This window comes from Pseudomonas sp. zfem005 (assembly GCF_032621735.1).
Taxonomy (GTDB): Bacteria; Pseudomonadota; Gammaproteobacteria; order Pseudomonadales; family Pseudomonadaceae; genus Metapseudomonas; species Metapseudomonas solani.
On the sequence record NZ_JAVYJE010000006.1, the window covers coordinates 252502 to 274578 of the forward strand.

At 66.7% G+C, this 22077-nt stretch carries 17 protein-coding genes; 4 read left to right on the forward strand and 13 right to left on the reverse strand.

Translation table 11 applies throughout. The annotated features are described in order from the left end of the window. Nucleotide 1: 1 nt before the first annotated feature. From hutU to hutC, 3 genes are all read right to left on the reverse strand, one after another. Nucleotides 2-1672 carry a urocanate hydratase gene (gene hutU / locus RTW82_RS15580; protein ID WP_316925639.1) on the reverse strand — a complete coding sequence of 557 codons (1671 nt, stop codon included), beginning with the start codon at nucleotides 1670-1672 and terminating at the stop codon, nucleotides 2-4. 431 nt (nucleotides 1673-2103) lie between these two features. Then, entirely contained in the window at nucleotides 2104-2694 is a 591-nt protein-coding gene (locus tag RTW82_RS15585) for a HutD family protein (RefSeq protein WP_316925640.1), read from the reverse strand. Then, nucleotides 2691-3443, reverse strand: a complete 753-nt coding sequence (gene hutC, locus RTW82_RS15590; RefSeq protein ID WP_316925641.1) for a histidine utilization repressor — start codon at nucleotides 3441-3443, stop codon at nucleotides 2691-2693. Before hutC ends, RTW82_RS15585 begins: the two co-directional genes overlap by 4 nt. Nucleotides 3444-3559: 116 nt before the next feature. Between hutC and RTW82_RS15595 the strand changes: the two genes are divergently transcribed. Continuing rightward, the gene (locus RTW82_RS15595) at nucleotides 3560-4918 is read left to right on the forward strand and encodes a formimidoylglutamate deiminase (protein WP_316925642.1); all 1359 of its coding nucleotides are present in this window, start codon (nucleotides 3560-3562) and stop codon (nucleotides 4916-4918) included. A 4-nt stretch (nucleotides 4919-4922) separates the two neighbouring features. Here the strand turns inward: RTW82_RS15595 and RTW82_RS15600 are convergent, their stop codons facing one another. From RTW82_RS15600 to RTW82_RS15630, 7 genes are all read right to left on the reverse strand, one after another. Beyond that, nucleotides 4923-5480 (reverse strand): lipocalin family protein, encoded by a 558-nt coding sequence (locus tag RTW82_RS15600; RefSeq protein WP_021221205.1) that lies wholly within the window; start codon nucleotides 5478-5480, stop codon nucleotides 4923-4925. Then, the gene (locus RTW82_RS15605) at nucleotides 5477-5731 is read right to left on the reverse strand and encodes a hypothetical protein (RefSeq protein WP_021221206.1); all 255 of its coding nucleotides are present in this window, start codon (nucleotides 5729-5731) and stop codon (nucleotides 5477-5479) included. Before RTW82_RS15605 ends, RTW82_RS15600 begins: the two co-directional genes overlap by 4 nt. Before the next feature lie 69 nt (nucleotides 5732-5800). Beyond that, entirely contained in the window at nucleotides 5801-6400 is a 600-nt protein-coding gene (locus tag RTW82_RS15610; RefSeq protein WP_316925643.1) for a DUF924 family protein, read from the reverse strand. A gap of 3 nt (nucleotides 6401-6403) precedes the next feature. Beyond that, nucleotides 6404-7414: a class 1 fructose-bisphosphatase gene (locus tag RTW82_RS15615; RefSeq protein WP_021221208.1), complete on the reverse strand. Its 1011-nt coding sequence runs from the start codon at nucleotides 7412-7414 to the stop codon at nucleotides 6404-6406. 173 nt (nucleotides 7415-7587) lie between these two features. Continuing rightward, complete coding sequence (locus RTW82_RS15620) at nucleotides 7588-9234, reverse strand: histidine kinase N-terminal 7TM domain-containing protein (RefSeq protein ID WP_316925644.1); 1647 nt, start codon at nucleotides 9232-9234, stop codon at nucleotides 7588-7590. A gap of 205 nt (nucleotides 9235-9439) precedes the next feature. Continuing rightward, nucleotides 9440-10816, reverse strand: a complete 1377-nt coding sequence (locus RTW82_RS15625) for a DUF3999 domain-containing protein (protein WP_316925645.1) — start codon at nucleotides 10814-10816, stop codon at nucleotides 9440-9442. After that, nucleotides 10813-14448, reverse strand: coding sequence for a DUF2339 domain-containing protein (locus RTW82_RS15630; protein WP_410478809.1), 3636 nt, complete (start codon nucleotides 14446-14448; stop codon nucleotides 10813-10815). The genes RTW82_RS15625 and RTW82_RS15630 overlap by 4 nt, the downstream gene beginning before the upstream one ends. Before the next feature lie 299 nt (nucleotides 14449-14747). Between RTW82_RS15630 and RTW82_RS15635 the strand changes: the two genes are divergently transcribed. Next, a complete protein-coding gene (locus RTW82_RS15635) occupies nucleotides 14748-15143 on the forward strand; it encodes a YkgJ family cysteine cluster protein (protein ID WP_043240585.1) in 396 nt (131 codons plus the stop codon). A gap of 211 nt (nucleotides 15144-15354) precedes the next feature. On the opposite strand, the gene RTW82_RS15640 is transcribed toward RTW82_RS15635, so the two are convergent. Both RTW82_RS15640 and RTW82_RS15645 read right to left on the reverse strand, forming a co-directional pair. Beyond that, entirely contained in the window at nucleotides 15355-16263 is a 909-nt protein-coding gene (locus tag RTW82_RS15640; protein WP_316925647.1) for a DUF808 domain-containing protein, read from the reverse strand. A 151-nt stretch (nucleotides 16264-16414) separates the two neighbouring features. Next, on the reverse strand, nucleotides 16415-18199 hold the full coding sequence (locus tag RTW82_RS15645; protein WP_316925648.1) for a phosphoethanolamine transferase CptA: 1785 nt from the start codon (nucleotides 18197-18199) through the stop codon (nucleotides 16415-16417). 200 nt (nucleotides 18200-18399) lie between these two features. Between RTW82_RS15645 and RTW82_RS15650 the strand changes: the two genes are divergently transcribed. Both RTW82_RS15650 and RTW82_RS15655 read left to right on the forward strand, forming a co-directional pair. Then, nucleotides 18400-18855, forward strand: coding sequence for a cell division protein (locus RTW82_RS15650; protein WP_316925699.1), 456 nt, complete (start codon nucleotides 18400-18402; stop codon nucleotides 18853-18855). A 470-nt stretch (nucleotides 18856-19325) separates the two neighbouring features. After that, entirely contained in the window at nucleotides 19326-20807 is a 1482-nt protein-coding gene (locus RTW82_RS15655; RefSeq protein ID WP_021221216.1) for a M4 family metallopeptidase, read from the forward strand. A 183-nt stretch (nucleotides 20808-20990) separates the two neighbouring features. Here RTW82_RS15655 and RTW82_RS15660 read toward each other — a convergent pair whose 3' ends face one another. Then, nucleotides 20991-21755 carry a hypothetical protein gene (locus RTW82_RS15660; protein WP_236209477.1) on the reverse strand — a complete coding sequence of 255 codons (765 nt, stop codon included), beginning with the start codon at nucleotides 21753-21755 and terminating at the stop codon, nucleotides 20991-20993. Nucleotides 21756-22077: the final 322 nt, after the last annotated feature.

Consider the following 22077-nt stretch of genomic DNA (forward strand, 5'->3'; position numbering starts at 1 on the left):
CTCATTCCCCCTTGCCGATCATCGGCAGGTTGAGGCCCTGCTCGCGGGCGCAGTCGATGGCGATGGGGTAGCCGGCGTCGGCATGGCGCATCACGCCGGTGCCCGGGTCGTTGGTCAGCACGCGGGCGATGCGCGCGGCGGCTTCGTCGGTGCCATCGCAGACGACGACCATCCCCGAGTGCTGGGAGAAGCCCATGCCCACGCCACCGCCGTGGTGCAGCGACACCCAGGTGGCGCCGCTGGCGGTGTTCAGCAAGGCGTTGAGCAGCGGCCAGTCGGACACGGCGTCGGAGCCGTCCTGCATGGCTTCGGTCTCGCGGTTGGGGCTTGCGACCGAGCCGGAATCGAGGTGGTCGCGACCGATGACGATGGGCGCCGACAGCTCGCCGCTGCGCACCATCTCGTTGAACGCCAGGCCCAGCTTGGCGCGCTGGCCCAGGCCGACCCAGCAGATGCGCGCCGGCAGGCCCTGAAAGGCGATGCGTTCGCGGGCCATGTCCAGCCAGCGGTGCAGGTGGGCATCGTCGGGGATCAGCTCCTTCACCTTGGCGTCGGTCTTGTAGATGTCCTGCGGGTCACCGGAGAGCGCCGCCCAACGGAAGGGGCCAACGCCGCGGCAGAACAGCGGGCGGATGTAGGCCGGGACGAAGCCGGGGAAGTCGAAGGCGTTGGCAACGCCCTCTTCCTTGGCCATCTGGCGGATGTTGTTGCCGTAGTCGAAGGTGGGGATGCCCTGCTTCTGGAAGTCGAGCATGGCCTGCACGTGCACGGCCATGGACTGCTTGGCGGCCTTGACCACGGCAGCGGGTTCGCTCTGCGCGCGGTCGCGGTACTCCTCCCAGGTCCAGCCGGCCGGCAGGTAGCCGTTGAGCGGGTCGTGGGCGCTGGTCTGGTCGGTGACCATGTCCGGGCGCACGCCGCGGCGCACCAGCTCGGGGAGGATCTCGGCGGCGTTGCCGTGCAGGGCGATGGAGATGGCGCGGCCTTCGGCGGTGTACTTGGCGATGCGCGCCAGGGCGTCGTCGAGGTCACTGGCCTGCTCGTCGACGTAGCGGGTCTTCAGACGGAAGTCGATGCGGCTCTGCTGGCATTCGATGTTCAGCGAAGAGGCGCCGGCCAGGGTCGCCGCCAGGGGCTGGGCGCCGCCCATGCCGCCGAGGCCGGCGGTGAGTACCCAGCGACCGGCGAGCTTGCCGTCGTAGTGCTGGCGGCCCGCCTCGACGAAGGTTTCATAGGTGCCCTGGACGATGCCCTGGCTGCCGATGTAGATCCAGCTGCCGGCGGTCATCTGGCCGTACATGGCCAGGCCCTTGGCGTCCAGCTCGTTGAAGTGTTCCCAGGTCGCCCAGTGGGGCACCAGGTTGGAGTTGGCGATCAGCACGCGCGGGGCGTTGGCGTGGGTCTTGAACACCCCGACCGGCTTGCCGGACTGCACCAGCAGGGTTTCGTCCTCGTTCAGCTCCTTGAGGGTGCGGACGATGGCGTCGTAGCACTCCCAGTTGCGCGCAGCACGACCGATACCGCCGTACACCACCAGCTCCTTGGGGTTCTCGGCCACTTCCGGGTCCAGGTTGTTCATCAGCATGCGCAGCGGCGCTTCGGTCAGCCAGCTCTTGGCGTTGAGCTGGGTACCGCGGGGAGCGCGGATCTCGACATCACGGAATTTGGTCATGGCAGGCTCCTGGGAGACGTGGAGTGCAGATGGACGGGTTCGTGCCCGGGATATCTACACACATATGAACTTGTACATACAAGCATATGCAAGTGAAAGGCCAGTTCGGAGAAGCGCTCCTCACTGCATCGCAAGGAACCGCTGTACGCCGCGAATGGCGGGGCCCAGAGCAAACGCGAAATGTTCGGGGGTGGACCGCAAGGAAGGTAGCCGACCTGTTACCGGGTCGCTTTCCTGGGGCAAAGAGCCTCCTTCGGCGCACGGTAATGGGGCATTCGGTAACGCGGCGGGGGAAAAGGGGGGGGGGAACACAGGTGGAGCCGGGCGATGTTCCGCCGAGGCACGAAAGCGGGACCAGGCCATGAACCGTTGGGCCTCGCTGCGCTCGGCGCCAACCTACGGCATCGAGTCCAACGTGGAGAACAAGGGGATCAGCGTGGTTGCAGCTCGATCAGGCAGCAATCCACCACGGCCAGCGCATCGAGCACCAGCTCGCGCAGCGTGCCATTCCCTTCCAGGTGCAGGCAGTCATGGCGACCGAGGTGCAGTGTTTCGCCCCCGTCCAGGCGCGCTTCCAGCCCTTCGCCGGCGCTGAACAGCAGCAGGGTGTCGGCGGCGCTGAACAGGCGTAGCGGCCCGTTGACGCGCTGCCACTGCAGGCGGCCGGTGAAGCGCTGCGGGGCATAGATGAGGTTGAAGTCGCGGATGGCGCCGCCCAGCAGCTCGCACTGCACGCGACTGCCGCCGTCGAAGGCGAAGGCGTCACCGGCCGTCAGCTCGCGGGACGGGACGTTGTCCACCACCAGGCGCATGCCGGCGCCCTCCAGCACGGTGATGACGCGCTGGTAACCGGTGAAGGCGGAAAAGGGCCCGGGCTGGCCGACATCGGCGATGGACAGGCGCCAGCCGAAACCGTCGAGGTCGGCGCCGCCGTCGCGGAGGATCTCCTGGGTGGAGCCGGCGCCGTTCTTCCACGGCATGCGCGGGTAATCGGCGGCGCGCAGCACGCGGGGCAGGCTCATGAGCCGAACCGCCCTTCGAGGCGGTAGCGCGAGCCCGGGTAGAGCAGGCGTGCGCTGGTGACGGTATTGCGGCCCGACCAGGTGCGGCGGCGGATCAGCAGGCAGGGTTCGCTGCGCTCGATCAGCAGCAGGCGGCACTCGTCGGCCTCGGCGAGGATCGCCTCGACCACGTGCTCGCCCTCGGTGAGCGGCGCCACCTGGGACAGGTAGGCGTGAGGCGTCTGCTGGGTGAAGTCCTGCTTGAGGTAGTCCGGCGCCACCGTGGCGTTGACGTAGCGGTCCTCGATCTGCACCGGCACGTCGTTCTCGTAATGCACGATGAGCGAATGGAACACCCGCTGCCCCTCGCGCACGTCCAGCGCCAGGGCACGCTCGGAGCCGGCCAGTTCCTCGCCCAGGGCGATCACTTCGCAGCGGTGCGCATGGCCCCGCGCAGTGATTTCCTCGGCGATGTTGTGCACCTCGAACAGTGCCGCCTGGCCCTTGGGCTCGGCGACGAAGGTGCCGACGCCCTGCATCCGCACCAGGTAGCCGTCGGCAGTCAGCTCGCGCAGGGCGCGGTTGACGGTCATGCGGCTGACGCCCAACTCGTTGACCAGCTCGCTCTCGGAGGGCACGCGATGGTGCGGCGGCCAGGTGCCGTCGTCGATCTGCCGGCAGATCATCTGCTTGACCCGTGCGTAGAGCGGCGCAGGCGCCTCGCCGGGCTGGACGGCGAAGGACGGGATATCGACAGGCGGATTGGGCACGGGAACACTCCTTGGCGGCACGCTCGGCTGGTCGGCCGGGGAACAGGGCGAGTTTACGGTCTCGATATACGTCTGTATATGTATATACAAATAACAACCCTCGCAGGTCGCCAATCATGCCAGCCTTCTTCACCGAACGAGCCCTGTTGCCCCAGGGCTGGGCCAGGGACGTCCGTTTCGAGGTGGCCGCGGATGGTCGCCTGAGCCGCGTGGAAGCAGGCGCCACGGCCGATGGCGCCGAGTGTCTGAACGGCCCGGTGGTACCGGGCATGCCCAACCTGCACTCCCACGCCTTCCAGCGCGCCATGGCCGGGCTGGCCGAGGTGGCGGGCGACCCCAACGACAGCTTCTGGACCTGGCGCGACCTGATGTACCGCCTGGTCGGCCGCATGGAGCCGGAGCAGGTGGAGGTGATCGCCCGCCAGCTCTACATCGAGATGCTCAAGGCCGGCTTCACCGGCGTCGCCGAATTCCATTACCTGCACCACGACCGCGACGGACGCCCCTATGCCGACCCGGCGGAGCTCGCCCTGCGCATCAGCCAGGCCGCCAGCCGCACCGGCATCGGCCTGACCCTGCTGCCGGTGCTCTACAGCCACGCCGGCTTCGGCGGCCAGGCGCCCAACGAGGGCCAGCGCCGCTTCATCAACTCCACCGATGGCTACCTCGCCCTGCAGCAGCGCCTGCGCGCAGCACTGCCCGCCGGGCAGGTGCTGGGCACCTGCTTCCACTCGCTGCGGGCGGTGACACCGGAGCAGATCGGCGCCGTGCTGGCGGCGGACCCGGGCGACACACCCATCCACATCCACATCGCCGAGCAGCGCAAGGAAGTGGACGACTGCCTCGCCTGGAGCGGCCGCCGCCCGTTGCAGTGGTTGTACGAGAACGTCGACGTGGATCCGCGCTGGTGCCTGGTCCACGCCACCCACGCGGAAGCCGACGAGGTCGAAGCGATGGCCCGCAGCGGCGCGGTGGCGGGCCTGTGCCTGACCACCGAAGCCAACCTGGGCGACGGCATCTTCCCGGCGGTGGACTACCTGGCCCAGGGCGGACGCTTCGGCATCGGCTCCGACAGCCATGTGTCGGTCAGCCCAGTAGAAGAACTGCGCTGGCTGGAATACGGCCAGCGCCTGCGCGACCAGCGCCGCAACCGTCTGCACCAGGCGAATCAGCCCCGCGTGGGCGACGCCCTCTACCAGGCGGCGCTGAGCGGTGGCGCCCAGGCCCTAGGCCAGCCCACCGGCGCCCTGGCAGCAGGCCAGCGTGCGGACTGGCTGGTGCTGGACGGCAACGACCCCTACCTCGCCACCGCCCAGGACGACGCGCTGCTCAACCGCTGGCTGTTCGCCGGCGGTGATCGCCAGGTGCGGGACGTGATGGTGGCGGGACGCTGGGTGGTGCAGGACGGCCGTCACCCCGAGGAAGAGGCGACGGCGCGGGAGTTCGCCGGCGTGTTGCGATCCCTGTTGGGCTAGGGGATCAACGCGGCATCTTGTCGTCCGGCGTACGCCAGATCAGGCCATCGGTGTCGTAACCCTGGTCGCGGGCCAGCTTCAGCAGGTGCGCGCGAGTGTGTTCCGGCACCTCGGGGGTGCGTGACAGCAACCAGAGGTAGGTGCGGTCCGGGTGGCCCACCAGCGCGGTCTGGTAACCGTCATCCAGGTAGAGCACCCAGTACTGGCCCTTGGTGAGGTCCGGCGCCAGGCGGCTGAACCAGTTATCGAAGCGCACCCAGAGCTTGTCGGTCTGCCCGGCGACCTGGGGCACGGCCTGGCCCTGGGCTTCCTGCCATTCGCCTTCGGCGGTACGGCAACGGTTGAGCACGCCGACCGCGCCATCCGGCTGCAGGCTGTAGTGGGCTTCGGATTGTGCGCAATGGCGCTGGAAGAACATCGGCAACCGCGCCAGTTCGTACCAGGTGCCCTGGTAGCGTTGCAGATCCACCGAGCCCACCGTGCGCGGTGGCGCAGCGGGCTCGCTGGAGCCGGCGCAACCGGCCAGCAGCAGCGCGCCAAGCAGCAGCGCAAGACGGATCATTTCAGGCCCTGCCCTTGGTACATCATCACCTTGTCGCCGGCGAACTGGATGCTGATGAAGGCCTTCTGGTCGCCCCAGGTGCAGCTGGTCAGGCCCACGGCGCCGGAGCACTCGGTGGGTTCGCCGATGATCTGCTCGACCTCGGCCTTGGCCATGCCGGCCTTGATCTTCGAATAGTTCTCCTGGTTGATCTTGTTGCAGGCGACGAGCGCGACGCAGACGGACAGCAGGGCGAGGATGCGCAGTTGCATGAATGACTCCGTGGTGTGGGGAATACCGCGGCAAGCTTGGCACAGCGCCACGGGGAATGCCCATTGGAGTCAGAAGCGCGAGCCGGGTTCCTTGAGGAAAGCGGCTTCCTCGACGCTGGAGGCACGGCCGAGGATGGCGTTGCGATGGGGGAAGCGGCCGAAGCGGGCGATCACCGCGTGGTGGCGCACGGCGTAGTCGAGGAAGTCGTCGAACAGCTCGCGCTCGGCAGGGGAAACGGCATCGCGCAGGGCGGTGTAGCGCTGCACGGCCAGTTCCTGGGTGGCCAAATCCTCGGCGTGCTCGAAGACGATCTCGACGAACACCCGGCGGATCGGCGTGAGCTGCGCATCCAGGCCCCGGGCGATGCCGTCGCGCACCAGTGCCAGGGCACGGCTGTCGCCGGCATAGGCGCGGGGCTGGTCACGGAAGAGCATGCGCGGCAGCTGGTCCAGCAGCAGGATCAGCGCCAGCCAGCCCTCGGGCTGTTCCGCCCAGTCGGCCAGGCCGCCGTCCAGCGCCTGCTCCACCTGGGGGCCGAAGCACTGGCGGGCGTGTTGGTCCTGGCTGTCGCGCTTGCCGAACCACAGGCCCTGGCGCGCGGCAGCCGTCTCGGCAGCGTCGGCGAAATCGCCGAACCACCAGTCGAGCAATGGCTGCCAGGGCTGCATGGCTTATTCCTGGTGGTAGCCGGTAACGCGCTCGACTTCTTCCTTGGAACCCAGGAACACCGGCACGCGCTGGTGCAGGGAGGTGGGCTGGATGTCGAGGATGCGCTGGCGACCATCGGTGGAGGCGCCGCCGGCCTGCTCGATGATGAAGGACATCGGGTTGGCTTCGTACATCAGGCGCAGCTTGCCGGGCTTCTCCGGCTCACGGGCGTCCCAGGGGTACATGAACAGGCCGCCACGGGTGAGGATGCGGTGCACGTCGGCCACCATGGAGGCGATCCAGCGCATGTTGTAGTTCTTGCCCAGCGGGCCTTCCTTGCCGGCCAGCAGCTCGTCCACGTAGCGCTTGACCGGGGCTTCCCAGTGGCGCTGGTTGGACATGTTGATGGCGAATTCAGCGGTGGCGGTCGGCACGCGGATGTCGTCGTGGGTCAGTACGAAGCTGCCCAGCTCGCGGTCCAGGGTGAAGCCCTTGACGCCGTCGCCCAGGGTCAGCAGCAGCATGGTCTGCGGGCCGTAGATGGCGTAGCCGGCGGCCACCTGCTTGGTGCCCGGCTGCAGGAAGGCCTGCTCGTTGAGGCTGTCGTTCTGGGAGAGGTACTCGTCCGGGCAGCGCAGCACCGAGAAGATGGTGCCGACCGAGACGTTGACGTCGATGTTGGAAGAGCCGTCCAGCGGGTCGAATACCAGCAGGTACGCGCCCTTGGGGTACTTGCCGGGGATCTGGTAGGCGTTGTCCATCTCTTCGGAGGCCATGCCGGCCAGGTGGCCGCCCCACTCGTTGGCTTCCAGGAGGATTTCGTTGGAGAGCACGTCGAGCTTCTTCTGTACCTCGCCCTGTACGTTCTCGGTGCCCATGCTGCCGAGCACGCCGCCGAGGGCGCCCTTGGAAACGGCATGGCTGATTTCCTTGCACGCACGCGCCACGATCTCGATGAGGAAGCGCAGATCGGCAGGGGTGTTGTGGCTACGGGTCTGCTCGATCAGATAGCGACTCAGGGTTACGCGGGACATGGAAGAGGCTCCGGAGGGGAAGTAAAAACGCGCGCAGTTTAGCGCGACTCGCGCCGCAATGCTGCAAGCCGCTCGGCAGCCTTCTGCAATGCCCGGAGCAGAGGCGCCGGAGGCCTTCTGGGCGGCACGCAGAAACATCTGACGCAGCAAACGCCAACTGGTTCAGCGACGGCTCAGAGACTCACCCGGGCCAGCGCGCAGACCTGGTTGCGGCCGTTGCGCTTGGCGTCGTACAGCGCGGCATCGGCCACCTGCAGCAGCTCGTCGAGGCTCTGCCCCTGGCTGGGCCAGATGGCCAGGCCGGCGGACAGGGTCACGTGCAGCTTGCCGCCACGGGTGGCCAGGCCGGTATCGGCCAGTTCGCGACGGATGGCTTCCAGGCGCAGGCGCGCCTCTTCGCTGTCGGCCCCGGGCAGGATCAGCAGGAACTCCTCGCCGCCGATGCGGAACACCGCGTCGGTGCTGCGCAGGCTGCATTCCAGGAAGCCGGCGACGCCCTTGAGCACGTCGTCGCCCACCAGGTGGCCGTGGCGGTCGTTGAGCTGCTTGAAGTGATCCAGGTCGATCAGGGCCAGGGCGATGGGGGTTTCCTCACGGAGGCTGCGGGCCTGCTCGCGGGCGAAGAATTCGTTGAGGTAGCGGCGGTTGTAGAGCCCGGTGAGCGGGTCGCAGAGGGCCTGCTCCTGCAACTGCTCATGCAGGCTGGAGATGGTGAGCAGGCGTTGCTCGCTCAGGGCCAGGGCCTCAGCCAGTTGCAGCTCGCTGCGGTGGCGCTCGGTCACCTCGCGCAGGTAGGCCATCCGCCCCAGCACATGGCTACCGGTGCGGGTGACCCGCTCGATGGCCCGGGCGCGCACCTCGAAGTAACGCGGCGGCTCGCCCAGGGTCAGCATCGGCTCGCCACCGGCCTGCGCCTGCAGCAGGCCATGCAGTTCGACGCCGATCACCGGCCAGCCCAGCAGCGCCCTGCCCTGCCAGCCGTTACGCAAGCCCGCCAGGCGCAGCGCGGCGGGGTTGGCCTCGATCACGCGGCCCTTGGCATCGATCACCAGCACCGGATCGGGCAGCTCCTCCAGCAACAGGTGGCGCGCCACCGGCAACAGGTCGAACAGGCGCACACCGAGGATCAGCCAGGAAAATGCCAGCAGGGTGAAGGCGAAGCTGAAGGGCGTCGGGTCGAAGCCGAACAGGGTCCAGCCGAACACCACGTAGCTGATGTTGGCCGACCAGGGCACGCAGGTGACCACGACGAAGGCAAGGTAGTGGCGACGATGCAGGCCGTGGCTGGTGATCACCGCGCGGCTCACCACCGCCAGGCAGAACAGCATCAGCACATAGACGTACACCGCGGTGCCGTGGAACAGCACACCGTGCTCGTACACCACCGGCGCACCCGGCAGGCTGGAAGCCGGCGCCGTGGCCGGGCCATAGAAGGCCTGCCAGGGGTTGAGCAGCGCCAGGCCCCAGACCGCCAGCGGCGCGATCGCCAGGGGCAGGTAGCGCTGCGGCGCCAGAGGCTCGCGGATGCTGTTGACGTATTGCCAGAGGAACACCGCCCAGAGCGTGGGCACGGCGACGATCCCCGGCCAGGCCATGCTGGCCCAGAACACCTTGCACGAGGCGCCCTGGGCGGCCAGTTCGAGGCCGGCGGTGGTCAGCCACCAGAGAATGCAGACATGCAGGACGACGAAGCTGGCGCGGCCCGGGAAGTAGCGCTGGCGGCCGATCCAGCGGGCCAGGAACATGATGCCGACGCTCAGCATCCCGGTGAACAGGACGGGAGTGGTCAGCGCCCAGCCGGAGCCGCTGCACATGCTCATGCCGGGCGCCCCACGGCGAGCCGACGAATGACCGGCCGCCCGAAGAAGGACGGGCCCAAGAGGCGGGCAGCTTGCAGCTGCGAAATGAAGTCGAGCACCGGTCGTACCTGACGCAAAGGAACGTTGCGCGACCCCTGTCGCGCAACGGCGCCAAGATACAGCAAAAAGCCAGTATCTACGTGACAACTTCGCTCAGCGAGCGGCCTCAGGCCCCCTTGCTTTGGCCCTTCAGCAGGCTCAGCGCCATCAGCACCAGAAGCCCCACGCCCAGCAACAGGACGGCCCACAGGCCGATGCGCTTCCAGGCCAATGCCGAGCCCTTCTCCTCGGCCACCACCACCGCCTTGGCCTCGGCCAGGCGCAGGTCGCCATCGGGCTGGGCGCTGCCCATCTTCGCCAGGCTGCCGGGGCCGTAGCCGGGCACCAGGGTGGTCAACGGCAGTTCGGCGCTGGCCGCGCCGGGCTTGCCGACGGCCAGGGTATAGGGCGGCGTGCCCCGGGCCAGGAACACCAGTTGCAGCGCACGCATGCCTACCTGCAGGGTCGGGGCCTTGGCGCCGAAGCCGCCGGCGCGCTGGTCCACGCTCATCTTCAGGTGCTGCACCGGCATCCAGCCGTCCAGTTCGAGCCGGTCGTGCAGCACCTCCTTGCCGTCCTTGGGCAGGCGGTAGAGCAGCCCGGAGGTCAGCGCCTGCCATTGCGCGGTGTCGTTGCTCCGCGCCTGGAGCCGCACCGGCGCCAGGGTATTGGCCTGTTCGAGGGAGAACTTCAGGCTCTCCACCGGCAACGGCAACGGCAGGTCCCAGCTGTACTCGCCGGCCGCCGGGCTGCCAGCGGGCAGCGGGTCGGACCAGACCATCGGCGCCGGGCTGCTTTCCTGGCGGGCACCGGTGACCCGCGCTTCGGTGAGCAACGGCGCTTCGCGGTCCAGCCAGAGCAGGCGCAGGTAGCGCGCCTTGTGCCCGGGCAGGGTCACTTCACGCTGGTAGATATGGTCGTTGCCGAAGCTCAGCCGGGCGATCTGCCCGGTGCCCCAGGACTGCCAGCTCTGCAGGTCGTCGCTGGCCTCGATGGTGAACTGCTGGAAGCCTTCACCCTCCTCGCTCCAGTCGATCACCAGCTTCTCCAGGGGCGCTTTCATCCCGCTGGCATCCAGCAACCAGCCACGCAGGCGCTCGCCGCTGGCGGCCGGGTCTTCCGGCAGGACCTCGACCACGGTGCCGGTGGTGCTGCGCTCCACCCGTACCCGTGGCGCACCCAGGCTGGTATCGGCCGGGCCGCGCAGGGGGAACCACTTGAGTTCCAGCTCCTGCTCGCTGCGGGTGACCTGGGATTCACCCCGGGCCAGCGCATAGGCCAGGGGCTCGCCCTCGGCGTTGAAGATGCGCAGGTCACGCAGGTCGGCATGACGGGCGAGGAAATGCAGCGACATCGGCAGGTCGACGCGGTACCAGGGGCCATTGCCCTCGACCTTGAGCGGTACCCGGGCGGCGAAGTCGTCCAGGCTGTCCTGGGCCTGCACCGGCTGTGTCACGCACAGCAGGCCCAGGCAGATGTTCAGCAAGAGGGGGAAACGGCTCATGCGTTGACCTGCTCCGATTCGGGCGCCGCCCGCTTGGGCGGAAGCGGCGCGAAGTAACCGACGACCAGCAGCAACACGCCGACGCCGATGAAGGAAATGATCCGCTCCAGGCCGCCCCGGTTACCCAGTTCGACGAAGAACAGCTTGGCCACCACCACCGCGATCAGCGCGGCGCCCACCAGCCACAGCTCGCGGTGCACGCGCCTGTGGCCGCCGATCATCAGACCCAGGGCGATGCTGGTCCAGACGATGGACAGGCCGGCCTGCACCAGCATCGAATCCAGCTGCGCATCCAGCACGAAGGGCACGCCGCCCCAGTGGTGGGCGCTGCGGAAGACGATGGCCGTGGCCAGGGCGAACAGCGAGGCGCCCACCACCAGCTGCGGCGCCAGGCGCTGGATACTGGCATCGAAGCCGAACTCGCCGAGGTTCTCGCGCAGCCACAGCCAGACGCCCAGCAGGGCGAACAGCAGGCCCAGCTCCAGCGGGTTGACCAGCGGCAGGTAAGGCAGCGGGTCGGCACTGCCGTCGCTCCAGGCGTTGGCGATCCAGAACCAGGCCAGCATCATCGCCGCCAGGGGCATGGCAGCCCACAGGCGGTATTCGCGCGGGAAGGCGACCACCGGCCAGGGCAGGCGCGACACCCGGGTGACCAGCAGCAGGTAGAGGCTCGGCAGCAAGGCCCAGCCCAGCCAGCGCCAGGCGTTGTAGTGCTCGGACAGCAGCATCAGCAGGTAGCGCAGCTCCAGTGCCAGCACCCCGAGGATCAACCAGCAGCCCAGCACGTGGGCGGCGCTGCGGGGGCCTTCCGGCAACAGGCCGTGAAGCTTGCGCAGGGCCAGCAGGTGCACCGCGAACAGCGCGCCCCAGCCCAGCCAGCCGAAGTCCGCCGCCGGGTGGTAATGCGGGTTCCAGGCAAGCATCAGCACCACCAGCGCACCCGGCACCAGCAGCAGGCAAAGCAGCGCCAGGGTGCGCCACTGGGTGCGCAGCGCCAGCAGCATCCACAGCGCCACGGTCACCGCCGCCGCCAGCAGCACCAGGGGCACCTGCAGTTCCGGCGCGGCGAAGCGGGCGATCTCGGCGACCCAGGTCAGGGTCCACCAGCCCGCGCTCCACACCAGCAGCAGTTGCGACAGGTGCCCCAGGCTCAGGCCTTGCAGGCGCGGGTCTTCGCGACGGGTCTCGTGGTGCAGGCGCCAGGCGCCGGCCAGGGCGGCCAGGGACAGCACCAGCGGCGTCCAGAAGCCGGCGTGGGCCAGCGGGCGCAAGCCCTCGGTGCTTAACTGGCCGAGCAGCAACGGGCTCACCGCGAGGAAGCTCAGGCCCGCGATCACCTGCAGCGCCAGGCCGAAGACGAAGCTGGCGCGCAGCTGCAGGTGCAGGCTGAGCCAGACGATCAGCAGGCCGCTGCCGCCCCATACCGCGCTGGCCGTACGCCAGGGCAGGACGAAGAGCACCGCCAGGTTGATGAACACCAGGCCCACCAGCAGCACCAGGGACATGCTGTGCAGCAGGCGCTTGTCGTTGCGCACCATGTCGTCGCGGGCCGCCACCAGCATGCCGCCGATCAGCGCCAGGCCGATCAGCGAGGCGGTGACCAGGCCACTCCAGCCCAACGCACTGCCGCTGCCCAGCCCGCTGCGGTCCATGCCCAGGAGGAACACGGCGCCACCGAGCAGCTGCACGGCGAAGGCGCTGAAGAGGAAGGTGCGCGAGGCCAGGCGCAGGCCGACGTAGAGGGTCGCCAGGCCGGCCAGGGCCCAGACGATGGCGGTGCCTTCGGCGCGCAGGCACAGCGGCGCGATCAGGTAGAGGAAGGCCAGCCCGCTGCAGGCCAGCACCGGCAAGCCGCTGCGCTCCCAGGCGGACGCCTCTTCCTCCTGCGCACCGCGCAGCTGCCAGAAGCTGAACAGCAGCGCCACGCCGAGCATCAGCGCGCCCAGCGCCGCACCGTCCAGCAGGCTGTCGACGCCCACACGCAGGCTGCCGAGGAAGGCCAGGGCCGCCCCCACCTGCAACAGCAGGGCGAAGGCGCGGGCCAGCGGCCGGCGCTGACGTAGGCCCAACCAGAAGATGCCGGCGCCTTCCACGGCCCAGGCAGCGGAGGTCCAGCGCGCATCCAGGCCCAGCGGAATGGCCAGGGTGCCGAACACCACGCCGAGGGCCATGCAGGTTTCCACCAGCAACAAGGCGCGGCCCGGTGCGCGACCGGCCAGGACCCGGGCGATGAACATGTACAGCAGGCCCATGGCCAGGGCGCTGAAGGCGGCGCCGAACTCGATGTGGTGGATCACCGCGTACTGCAGGCCGAAACCGACCAGGGGCGGGCCGAACAGCACGGTGCCGTCGATGTAGTCGCCCTGGCGCGCCGACCAGCGCAGCAGCGCATCACGCTCGCCATCCGGCGCGGCCGCCGCTTCACGCAGCTTGCGCCGGGCGAACAGCAGGCCGATGGCCAGGTACATGAGGAAGAACAGCACCAGGAAGGGCTCGGTGCTGGCGAACAGCTCCGGCTTGTAGGAGCGCAGGCCCCAGGCGAAGCCGATGCCGAAGGTGCCGACGAAGCCGATCAGGTTGAGCAGACGCCAGGCCTTGAACCAGGCGATGGCGAAGATGCCGGCGTTGAGCAGGGCGAAATAGGAGAACAGCGCAACATGGTTGCCGCTGCCGGTGGAGGTGAGGATCGGCGCGGCGAAACCACCCAGTGCCGCAGCGGCGGCCAGGCCCAGGGCGTCCTGCAGCACCGCGAGGATGGCCGAGCAGAGGGTGACCACGATCAGCAGGATCAGCGCCATCTTCGGGTCCAGCAGCGGATGCAGGCGCATCGCCGCGAACACCGTCAGGTAGAGCACCGCAATACCCGCACCCTGCAGCATCAGGCCGTAGTTGGGGTTGCGCTTGCGCAGCCACCAGCCCAGCCCCAGCAGGGCGATGGCCGCAGCGGCGACACCCGCGTAGCGCACCTCGATGGGCACCACCATGCCTTCGGTGGCGTAGCGCAGGAGGAAGGCCAGGCCGAGGAACAGCAGCAGCACGCCGACCCGCAGCACGGTATTGCCACCGAACAGCCAGTTGCGCGCGGCCTCGAAGCCCCGCTCGAACAGCGAGGGCTCGCGGGGCGGCGGTGGTGGGGGCGGGGTGACCGGGGCACGGGCGACCATGGGTTCCGGCTGGCGCGGTGGCAGCGGCTCGGCCAGGGGCTCGGGGAGAGGTTCCAGGGTCCAGTCGCTGACATCCGGCTGGCGCGGTGGGGGGGTGACCACCAGGGGCTCCGGCTCGAGCTCCGCAGGCAGTTCCCAGACCAGCTCGCTGTCGTCCACCGGTTGCTCCGGCTTCTCCGGCGCGGCGGCCTGGGCATGGGCGACGGGCGCTTCCGGCACCGGCACGGGCGCCTCGATGGGCGGCGCGGCGGGAGCGACGGGTTGCACCCCGCTGCGCTCGACCTTGAGCAGCCGCTCATGGATGGCCTGGGTGCCCACATCGAAACGAGCCGCGAACTCGCGCAGCTGCTTCTGCAGGGCGGCGTTTTCCGTACTCAGCCCGTGCAGGCGGATCGCCTGTCCGAGGCCCAATCCGAGGAGGCCGCCCAGCAGGGCTCCGGTGATCGATTCACCGGCTGCCGCTCCCATGGCCAGACCCACCAGCATGAAGATCCATTGCATGCACTGAATTCCCAAGTGATTGAGAAGAAACGCCAGATCCCTGCACGTTCAACGCCGCCGCCCGGCGTAAATGGCGACGCGCCAGTATATCGAGCGAAACGGAACACTCCCTACAGACGAATGCTGGCCATCTCACAGACACAGAAAATTCATCCGATTGCGCACAGAGAGTAGAAATCGTCTCGCCGGCCGGCGGCAAACTGTTCACAAATTCGCCAATCCCGCTATGATGCGCGCCCTCCCAGCCCCAAGCCCGCGCCCAAGCCATGAAGACCATGCTCATCGTCGGTGCCGATATCGATCGCACCGAAACCTGGATCCGTTACGAAAAGAGCATGTGCCACGCCTGCGTCTCCAGCTGCTGCACCATGCCGGTGGAGGCCCGCATCAGCGATCTGATCCGCATGGAGCTGGTGGCCGACTTCGAGCGCGGCGAGCCGCCGAAGAATATCGCCAAGCGCCTGATGAAGGACGGCCTGGTGGAACGCTTCAACCAGAAGTCGGGCATCTTCACCCTGGCCCGCATGGCCAACAACGACTGTTACTTCCTCGACCGCAAGTCGCGCCTGTGCACCATCTACGACAAGCGCCCGGAAACCTGCCGCAACCACCCCAGGATCGGCCCGCGCCCCGGCTACTGCGCCTTCAAGCCCAACGCCTGATCCCGCGACCTCGACCAAGGCGGGTTTCACCCGCCCTACCCACCTCGGCAAGTAGCGCCCACCCAGGATGCTGCCTTGTGGGAGCGGATTCATCCGCGATGCCCCGGCCCCCGGGCTGAAGCCCGGGCTACGGTCCGAGCGGTAATACGAGCCCCTGAAAACGAAAACGCCCCGCGGGCGATGCCAGCGGGGCGTTTTTCATGGGCGGCTATCAGCCCTTGGCGAACAGCTTCTTCGCCAGGCTCACCACCACCAGCACCAGCGCACCGGCGACGATGCCGACCACGCCGTTGATCAGGGTCGGCACCACCACGCCAGCGGCGCCCGCCGCTTCGGCCAGGTGATGGATGGGCTCATGGGCCGCAGGGATGCCGTGGGTGAGGATGCCGCCGCCCACCAGGAACATCGCGGCGGTGCCGATCACCGACAACCCTTTCATCATGTAGGGCGCGGCACTCAGGATGGCGCGGCCGATGCTCTGCGCGGCCTGGCTGGCCTTGCGACTGAGGTAGAGGCCCAGGTCGTCCAGTTTGACGATGCCGGCCACCAGGCCGTACACGCCGACGGTCATGATCGCGGCGATGCCCACCAGCACGGCCACCTGCACCCCGAAGGAGGACTCGGCGACCGTGCCCAGGGTGATGGCGATGATTTCGGCGGAGAGGATGAAGTCGGTGCGGACGGCACCCTTGACCTTGTCCTTCTCGAAGGCCACGACATCGACGTCGGTCTTGGCCAGCGCCTCGACATGGGCCGCGTGGCTCTGCTCGTCTTCCTCGGCGCTGTGCAGCCACTTGTGGGCGAGCTTCTCGAAGCCCTCGAAGCACAGGTAGGCGCCGCCCACCATCAACAGCGGGGTCACCGCCCAGGGCGCGAAGGCGCTGATCAGTAGCGCGGCCGGCACCAGGATCGCCTTGTTCACCGCCGAGCCCTTGGCCACTGCCCAGACCACCGGCAGCTCGCGCTCGGCCTGCACGCCGGAAACCTGCTGGGCGTTGAGGGCCAGGTCGTCCCCCAGTACGCCGGCGGTTTTCTTCGCGGCGACCTTGGTCATCAGGGAAACGTCGTCGAGGACGCTGGCGATATCGTCTAGCAGGGTGAGCAGGCTGGCTCCGGCCATGTGGAAATCCTTGAGTGGGGGAAGGCGTTGCAGGGGCGGAATGATGCAACAGCCTACGGCGCCATTCCATCGGCCCGTCGGATTTCCAAGCAAAAAGCTGACAGACAGACGCCCCGGCACAGTCAAGGCCGGGGCCGGACGCTATCTCACCTCAACCACGGGTGCTGGGCGGGCCGCTCTGCAGGGGCTGGTCGCCCTCCTTTGCCACTTCCACCGGTTTGGCGGCGGCCTTGGGTTTGGGCTTGATCAGGCTGAAGTCGATCATGGTCTTCGGCGTGTAGGGGTTGCCGATCATCAACGGGCGCGCCTTGAAGTCGGCACTGACCAGGCTACGGGTGGGGTCGAGCGTGTCGAAACGCAGGCCGGCGAGGTCTGCCCAGGTGTGCACCAGCCCGGCACTGCTGAAGGGGCGGTCGAAGGTACCGGCGAAATTACGCGGGTGGCTCTGCTGCCAGGCGGGGCTGGTCCAGACCATGAAGGGGATGGTGTACATCGGCGCGGTGGGCGCCGCCTCGTTGCGCCCCAGCACCTGCGGGTGCTCGGGGTCGAACACCGCCTCGCCGTGGTCGGACAGGTAGAGCAGGAAGCCGTTCGGGTCGGTGGCCTTGAAGCGCTCGATCAGGGTGGAGACCACGTGGTCGTTGAACAGCACGGCGTTGTCGTAGCTGTTGTAGGTGGGCAACTGGTCGTCGGTGACGTTGGGCGGCACGCCCTGGCGATCGGTGAAGCGCTCGTACTCCGGCGGGTAGCGGTACTGGTAGCTCATGTGGGTGCCCAGCAGGTGCACCACGATGAATTTGCGCGGCGCCTGGTCGGCGAGGACCTTGGCGAAGGGCTCGAACACATCGTCGTCGTACTGGCGAGCATTCTGGTTGCGGTTGTTGTTCAGGTAGAACTGCTCGTCGGCCTGCTTGGAGAAGGTGGTGAGCATGGTGTTGCGCTTGGTCAGGGTCTGCTGGTTGGTGATCCAGAAGGTCTTGTAGCCCGCCTGTTTCATCATGTTCAGCAGCGAGGGCTTGCTCAGGTAGGCGTCCGGGTTGCTCTCGTCGGCGAAGCTCAGCACCTGTTGCAGCGCCTCGATGGTGTAGGGGCGCGGGGTGACCACGTTGTCGAACACCTGCAGCTCGCCGCGCAGCTTGTCGAGGTTCGGCGTGGTCGAGCGTGGGTAGCCATACAGGCTCATGCGCTGGCGGTTGGTGGATTCGCCGATGACCAGCACCAGGGTCGACGGCTGGTTGCCGTTGATGTCGTGCAGGTTGGCCAGGGGCGCGATGCGGGCGTTGCCTTCCAGCAGGTCCTGCATGTTGGACAGCTGCTGGCGGTATTGCCGGTAGCCCACCGCCAGTTGCCAGGGCACCGCCGGCTCCAGGCGCTTGTCGATGCCGTCCATGGCCTGCTCGAAGCTGTCGTTGACCATCATCTGCTTGGTCACCGGGTAGCCGAGCAGCGCCACCAGCAAGGCCGCGCTGATCGCCAGCGCCTTGCCACGGGGCAGGTACACCGGGCGCAGGCGCCGCCAGATCAGCCAGGCGACGGCGGCGTAGGCCAGCAGCACCAGGGGGATCCACCAGGTCATGTACTGGGTCAGGTACTCGCCGGCTTCGGCGGTATTGGACTCGAACATGATGAAGATGACGCTCTGGGAAAACTCCTGGCCGTACACCAGGAAGTAGAACAGCGCCGGCAACGAGGCCAGCCAGAGCATCACGCCGATCACCGCAGCGAGTGTGCGGGTGCGCGCCGGGAACAGCAGCACCGGGATCAGCCACAGGCCGCTGAGCAGGAAGGCCTGGCGAAAGCCGGTGAAGCCACTGGTATCGGTGGTCAGGATCAGCACCTGGGTGAAGCCGGAGAAGCACCAGAAGAACAGAAACAACCAGCCCAGACCGGCCCAGTCGAATTTCCTGGCCCCTTGATCACGCGCATGCGACGGCATAAGAACTCCATCAGTCGGATACAGGCTGCCGAGCGAACCGGCAGGAACTGCACGAACTCTGCACAAGCACGTGTGAAAACTTCGTCAAGAAAGGCGATACGGCCCGGGAGTGCGCGCTCACGCGCAACGCATCCCAATGGCGCGGGGTAAAGTCGCTACACTCCGCCACCACCCATGCTCCAGCAGGACACGGAATGTCGATGACCACCCCGCACGCACGCCTCCGCCAGCTCCTCGTTTATTGGCTGTATGCCGCCGCTTTCGGCCATCTCTGTGCCGGCCTCGCGCTCACCTGGTTCAACCACCTGCCGCTGTTCGAGGCCTATCAGCAGGGCGTCGAGCACGCCTTCTGGACCGGCGCAGTGCCGGAGGGCGCACGTGATCAGCAGCTGTGGTGGCAGGCCCTGTTCGGCGCCACGATGCAAAGCTACGCGGTGTTCATGTTCGCCCTGGTGCGCATCGGCGACCGTGGGCGCAACGCTTCGGCCTGGGGCTGGATGATGGTCGGCATCCTGCTGTGGGCCCCGCAGGACATGCTGCTCTCCGCGCAGCGGGGCATCTGGGCGCACCTGTGGGTCGACGGTTTTGCCCTGCTCGCCCTGCTGCCACCGCTCGCCTGGCTCTATCGACACGATCGCCGCACACCTTCCGACTGACCAGTCGTCGGCAGCTCCCGCAGGCCTTGGGTGATCCGACCGAAGGCCGAGGGCTTCGCTTCTCCGTCACCCCCACCTCCTTTCCCTCGCTTCGCCGTTGCCAGCGCCCGTTTGCGGTTGCCGGCGCAACCTCCCGTTTTTCGGGCCCTGCAGCCCTGAATCCCGAGCTGGACTCCACCGGGAGAGCCCATCCGTCATCGCCACGGCACTCGGGCAAGCGCAACGGCCAGCAATTGACACCCTGTCAATTCGCGACAAATAGCAGCCTTATTGCCGAAATTTGCAGCAAATATCGCGATTATTTATGCACCCGAGCGTTGATATCCCCTTCCTGGCGTCTATACCTTCCTCCTTATCGCCACCCCAACCGGCCATCCGCCGGGCACCGGCGATACCTCGCTCCTAGAGCGCCCACAAGGCCACTGGAGCACCACGGAGATACCCTCCGACCATCACCAAGGAGCTACAGAATGCAAAGGAAGTTCATAGGAAAAACGCTGATCCTGGCCACTCTCGCCTCTCCCGCGATAGGACTCGCGGCCGAGCTGGTGGACGTAGCCAAGTTGCCGTCACGGGCAGGAATAGCCGGTGGCAGCGACATCCACTCCGACCTGGGCCTGGCACCCGAGGAGCTCGACAAGGGCACCAGCGCCAAGCTGCCGAACGGCACCCAGGTCACCCGCTACCAGCAGTACTACAAGGGCGTGCGGGTCTGGGGCGAAGCCATCACCGAAAGCCGCAACGGCGCCACCAAGCGCACCGGCCGCATGCTGGTGGGCATCGAGCAGGACCTCGTGCGTGACGCCACCCCTACCCTGACCAAGGAACAGGCCCTGCAACAGGCCAAGGCCCTGGTCGCCAGCAGCCAGCCGGTGAGCAACGAGCAAAGCGAGCTGGTGGTACGGCTGAACGAGCAGAAGCAGGCACAGCTCGCCTATGTGGTGTCGTTCTTCGTCGGCGGTGACGAGCCGTCCCGTCCGCACTTCATGATCGAGGCCAACACCGGCCAGGTCCTGCAGCGCTGGGAAGGCCTCAACCACGCCGAAGCCACCGGCCCCGGCGGCAACGCCAAGACCGGCAAATACCTCTACGGCACCCAGTACGGTCCGCTGATCGTCAACAACCGCTGCGAGATGAACAGCGGTGACGTGATCACCGTCAACCTCAACAACAGCACCAACAACACCAGCGTCAAAGCCTTCCGCTTCGCCTGCCCGTACAACGAGTACAAGCTCACCAACGGCGCCTACTCGCCCCTCAACGATGCCCACTACTTCGGCAACGTGGTGTTTCAGATGTACGGCAACTGGTTCGGCGGGCTGCGTCCGCTCAACGAGAAGAAGCTGTACATGAAGGTGCACTACGGCAACGGCTACGAGAACGCCTTCTGGGACGGTCAGGCCATGACCTTCGGCGACGGCAAGAGCCGTTTCTACCCGCTGGTTTCCCTCGACGTGTCGGCCCACGAGGTCAGCCACGGCTTTACCGAGCTGAACTCCGGCCTGGTTTACGAGGGGCAATCCGGCGGCATGAACGAAGCCTTCTCGGACATGGCCGGCGAAGCCGCCGAGTACTTCATGAAGGGGCAGAACGACTGGAAGGTGGGTGCCGATATCTTCAAGGGCAACGGTTCGCTGCGCTACATGGACCAGCCCAGCCGTGACGGCAGCTCCATCGACCGGGCCAGCGACTACTACGAGGGCATCGACGTGCACCACTCCAGCGGGGTGTACAACCGCGCCTTCTACCTGCTCGCCAAGTCGACCGGCTGGAACACCCGCAAGGCCTTCGAAGTCTTCGTCGACGCCAACCGCTTCTACTGGACCGAGACCAGCACCTTCGACCAGGGCGCCTGCGGCGTGATCAAGTCGGCACAGAACCGCAGCCTGCCGACGGCGGACGTGATTAACGCGTTCAAGGCCGTGGGCGTGAGCTGCAAGACGGCGCTGTAACCAGGGCACTGCCCGTATCAAGCCCCCTGTCGGCGCGAGCTTGCAGGGGGTCATCAAGCACTACGCTAGAAAGTCTCTATGCCGGGCTGCCCCTTTGGCCATTCCTCTACTATCTCCTCGTGCCTCAAGGCCGAGTCTCATCCCCAGAGAGCCGGCACCGCAGCGACGAAGAGCGCAAGAGCCTCAATAAGCGGTCCAGATATTTCGCCCCCTGCCCGCCGGCAGTGCGCGAGCTCTATCCCGACGCGCCTTATTAAGAAGGCTCAAACGACGCAGTAGGTAACGAGCACGCCAGCGCAGAGGCTTTTCGATGGCTTCGAGCAACATTGGGACATCTTCAACAAAATCCACATCGTCAGTTTCATCATGCACGTCGATGAACAGCCGCTGCTCCATGGATTCGCCATCAAGAGGCAGACCAGCCATGAGTCGGTAGAAGTTCCAGAAACTCTGATCATTGGTGCGCTGATGGTGGAGAACCATGCGGGCGAGCGCATCAAGAGCAGCGCTACGATCCTCGGATGCGATGCGAATCGCAAAGAGTTCACCATAATTTTTGAAGGTGTAAGCGCTACGCCCGCTGCGCCCAAGAAAGCGGGTTCCGCTGATGCTCAACAATGATTTGAATGCAGCCTCCGAGTAGTAGACGTCGCTATACAAAACCAGCAAATCGCCGTTGACCCAGAGCGACTCCGCTGCAAGCAGACTGTGGGCTTTGGTTTCGCTATTCAGCGGGCACCAACTGATAGCAGGCAAGGCGGCAAACGCAGAACTGGCAGTGACGAGCCATGGCATGGTTATGCCTTGCTCAGACAACAAACGAAGGGTACGCCCTATGAGCGTTTCACCTTGCACCTCGATGAACTGCTTGGGGAGCGCACCCCGTTCCCAGCGTTCAAGCTTCTGTCCAGTTTCTGCAGCAAGTATCAATACGGTAATGCCAGTCATTGGCGTAGAACTCCTTGGCCAGAATCCAAATCCCTGGCCTCTACATTTCCTGATTTCACAAATTCTTCACAAATAGTGGCGGCTGGCCACCTTATAGATAAAAAAATCAACTGCAATGATGCAGATCACAGCAACGACAGACGGTAAAACCACTTGAGTGGTGCAAGATGCCGACGTAGAGGAGAACTAGAGAGCCAGAATCGGTAGAGCTGAGAGCGCCTCCGATCTATTGAACGCGCCGGGCACAGACTCCCAATCATCAGAAGGCGCGCGGTGCATAAGCGTCCCCGCACCTGCCATACCGGACTATCGACAACAATCT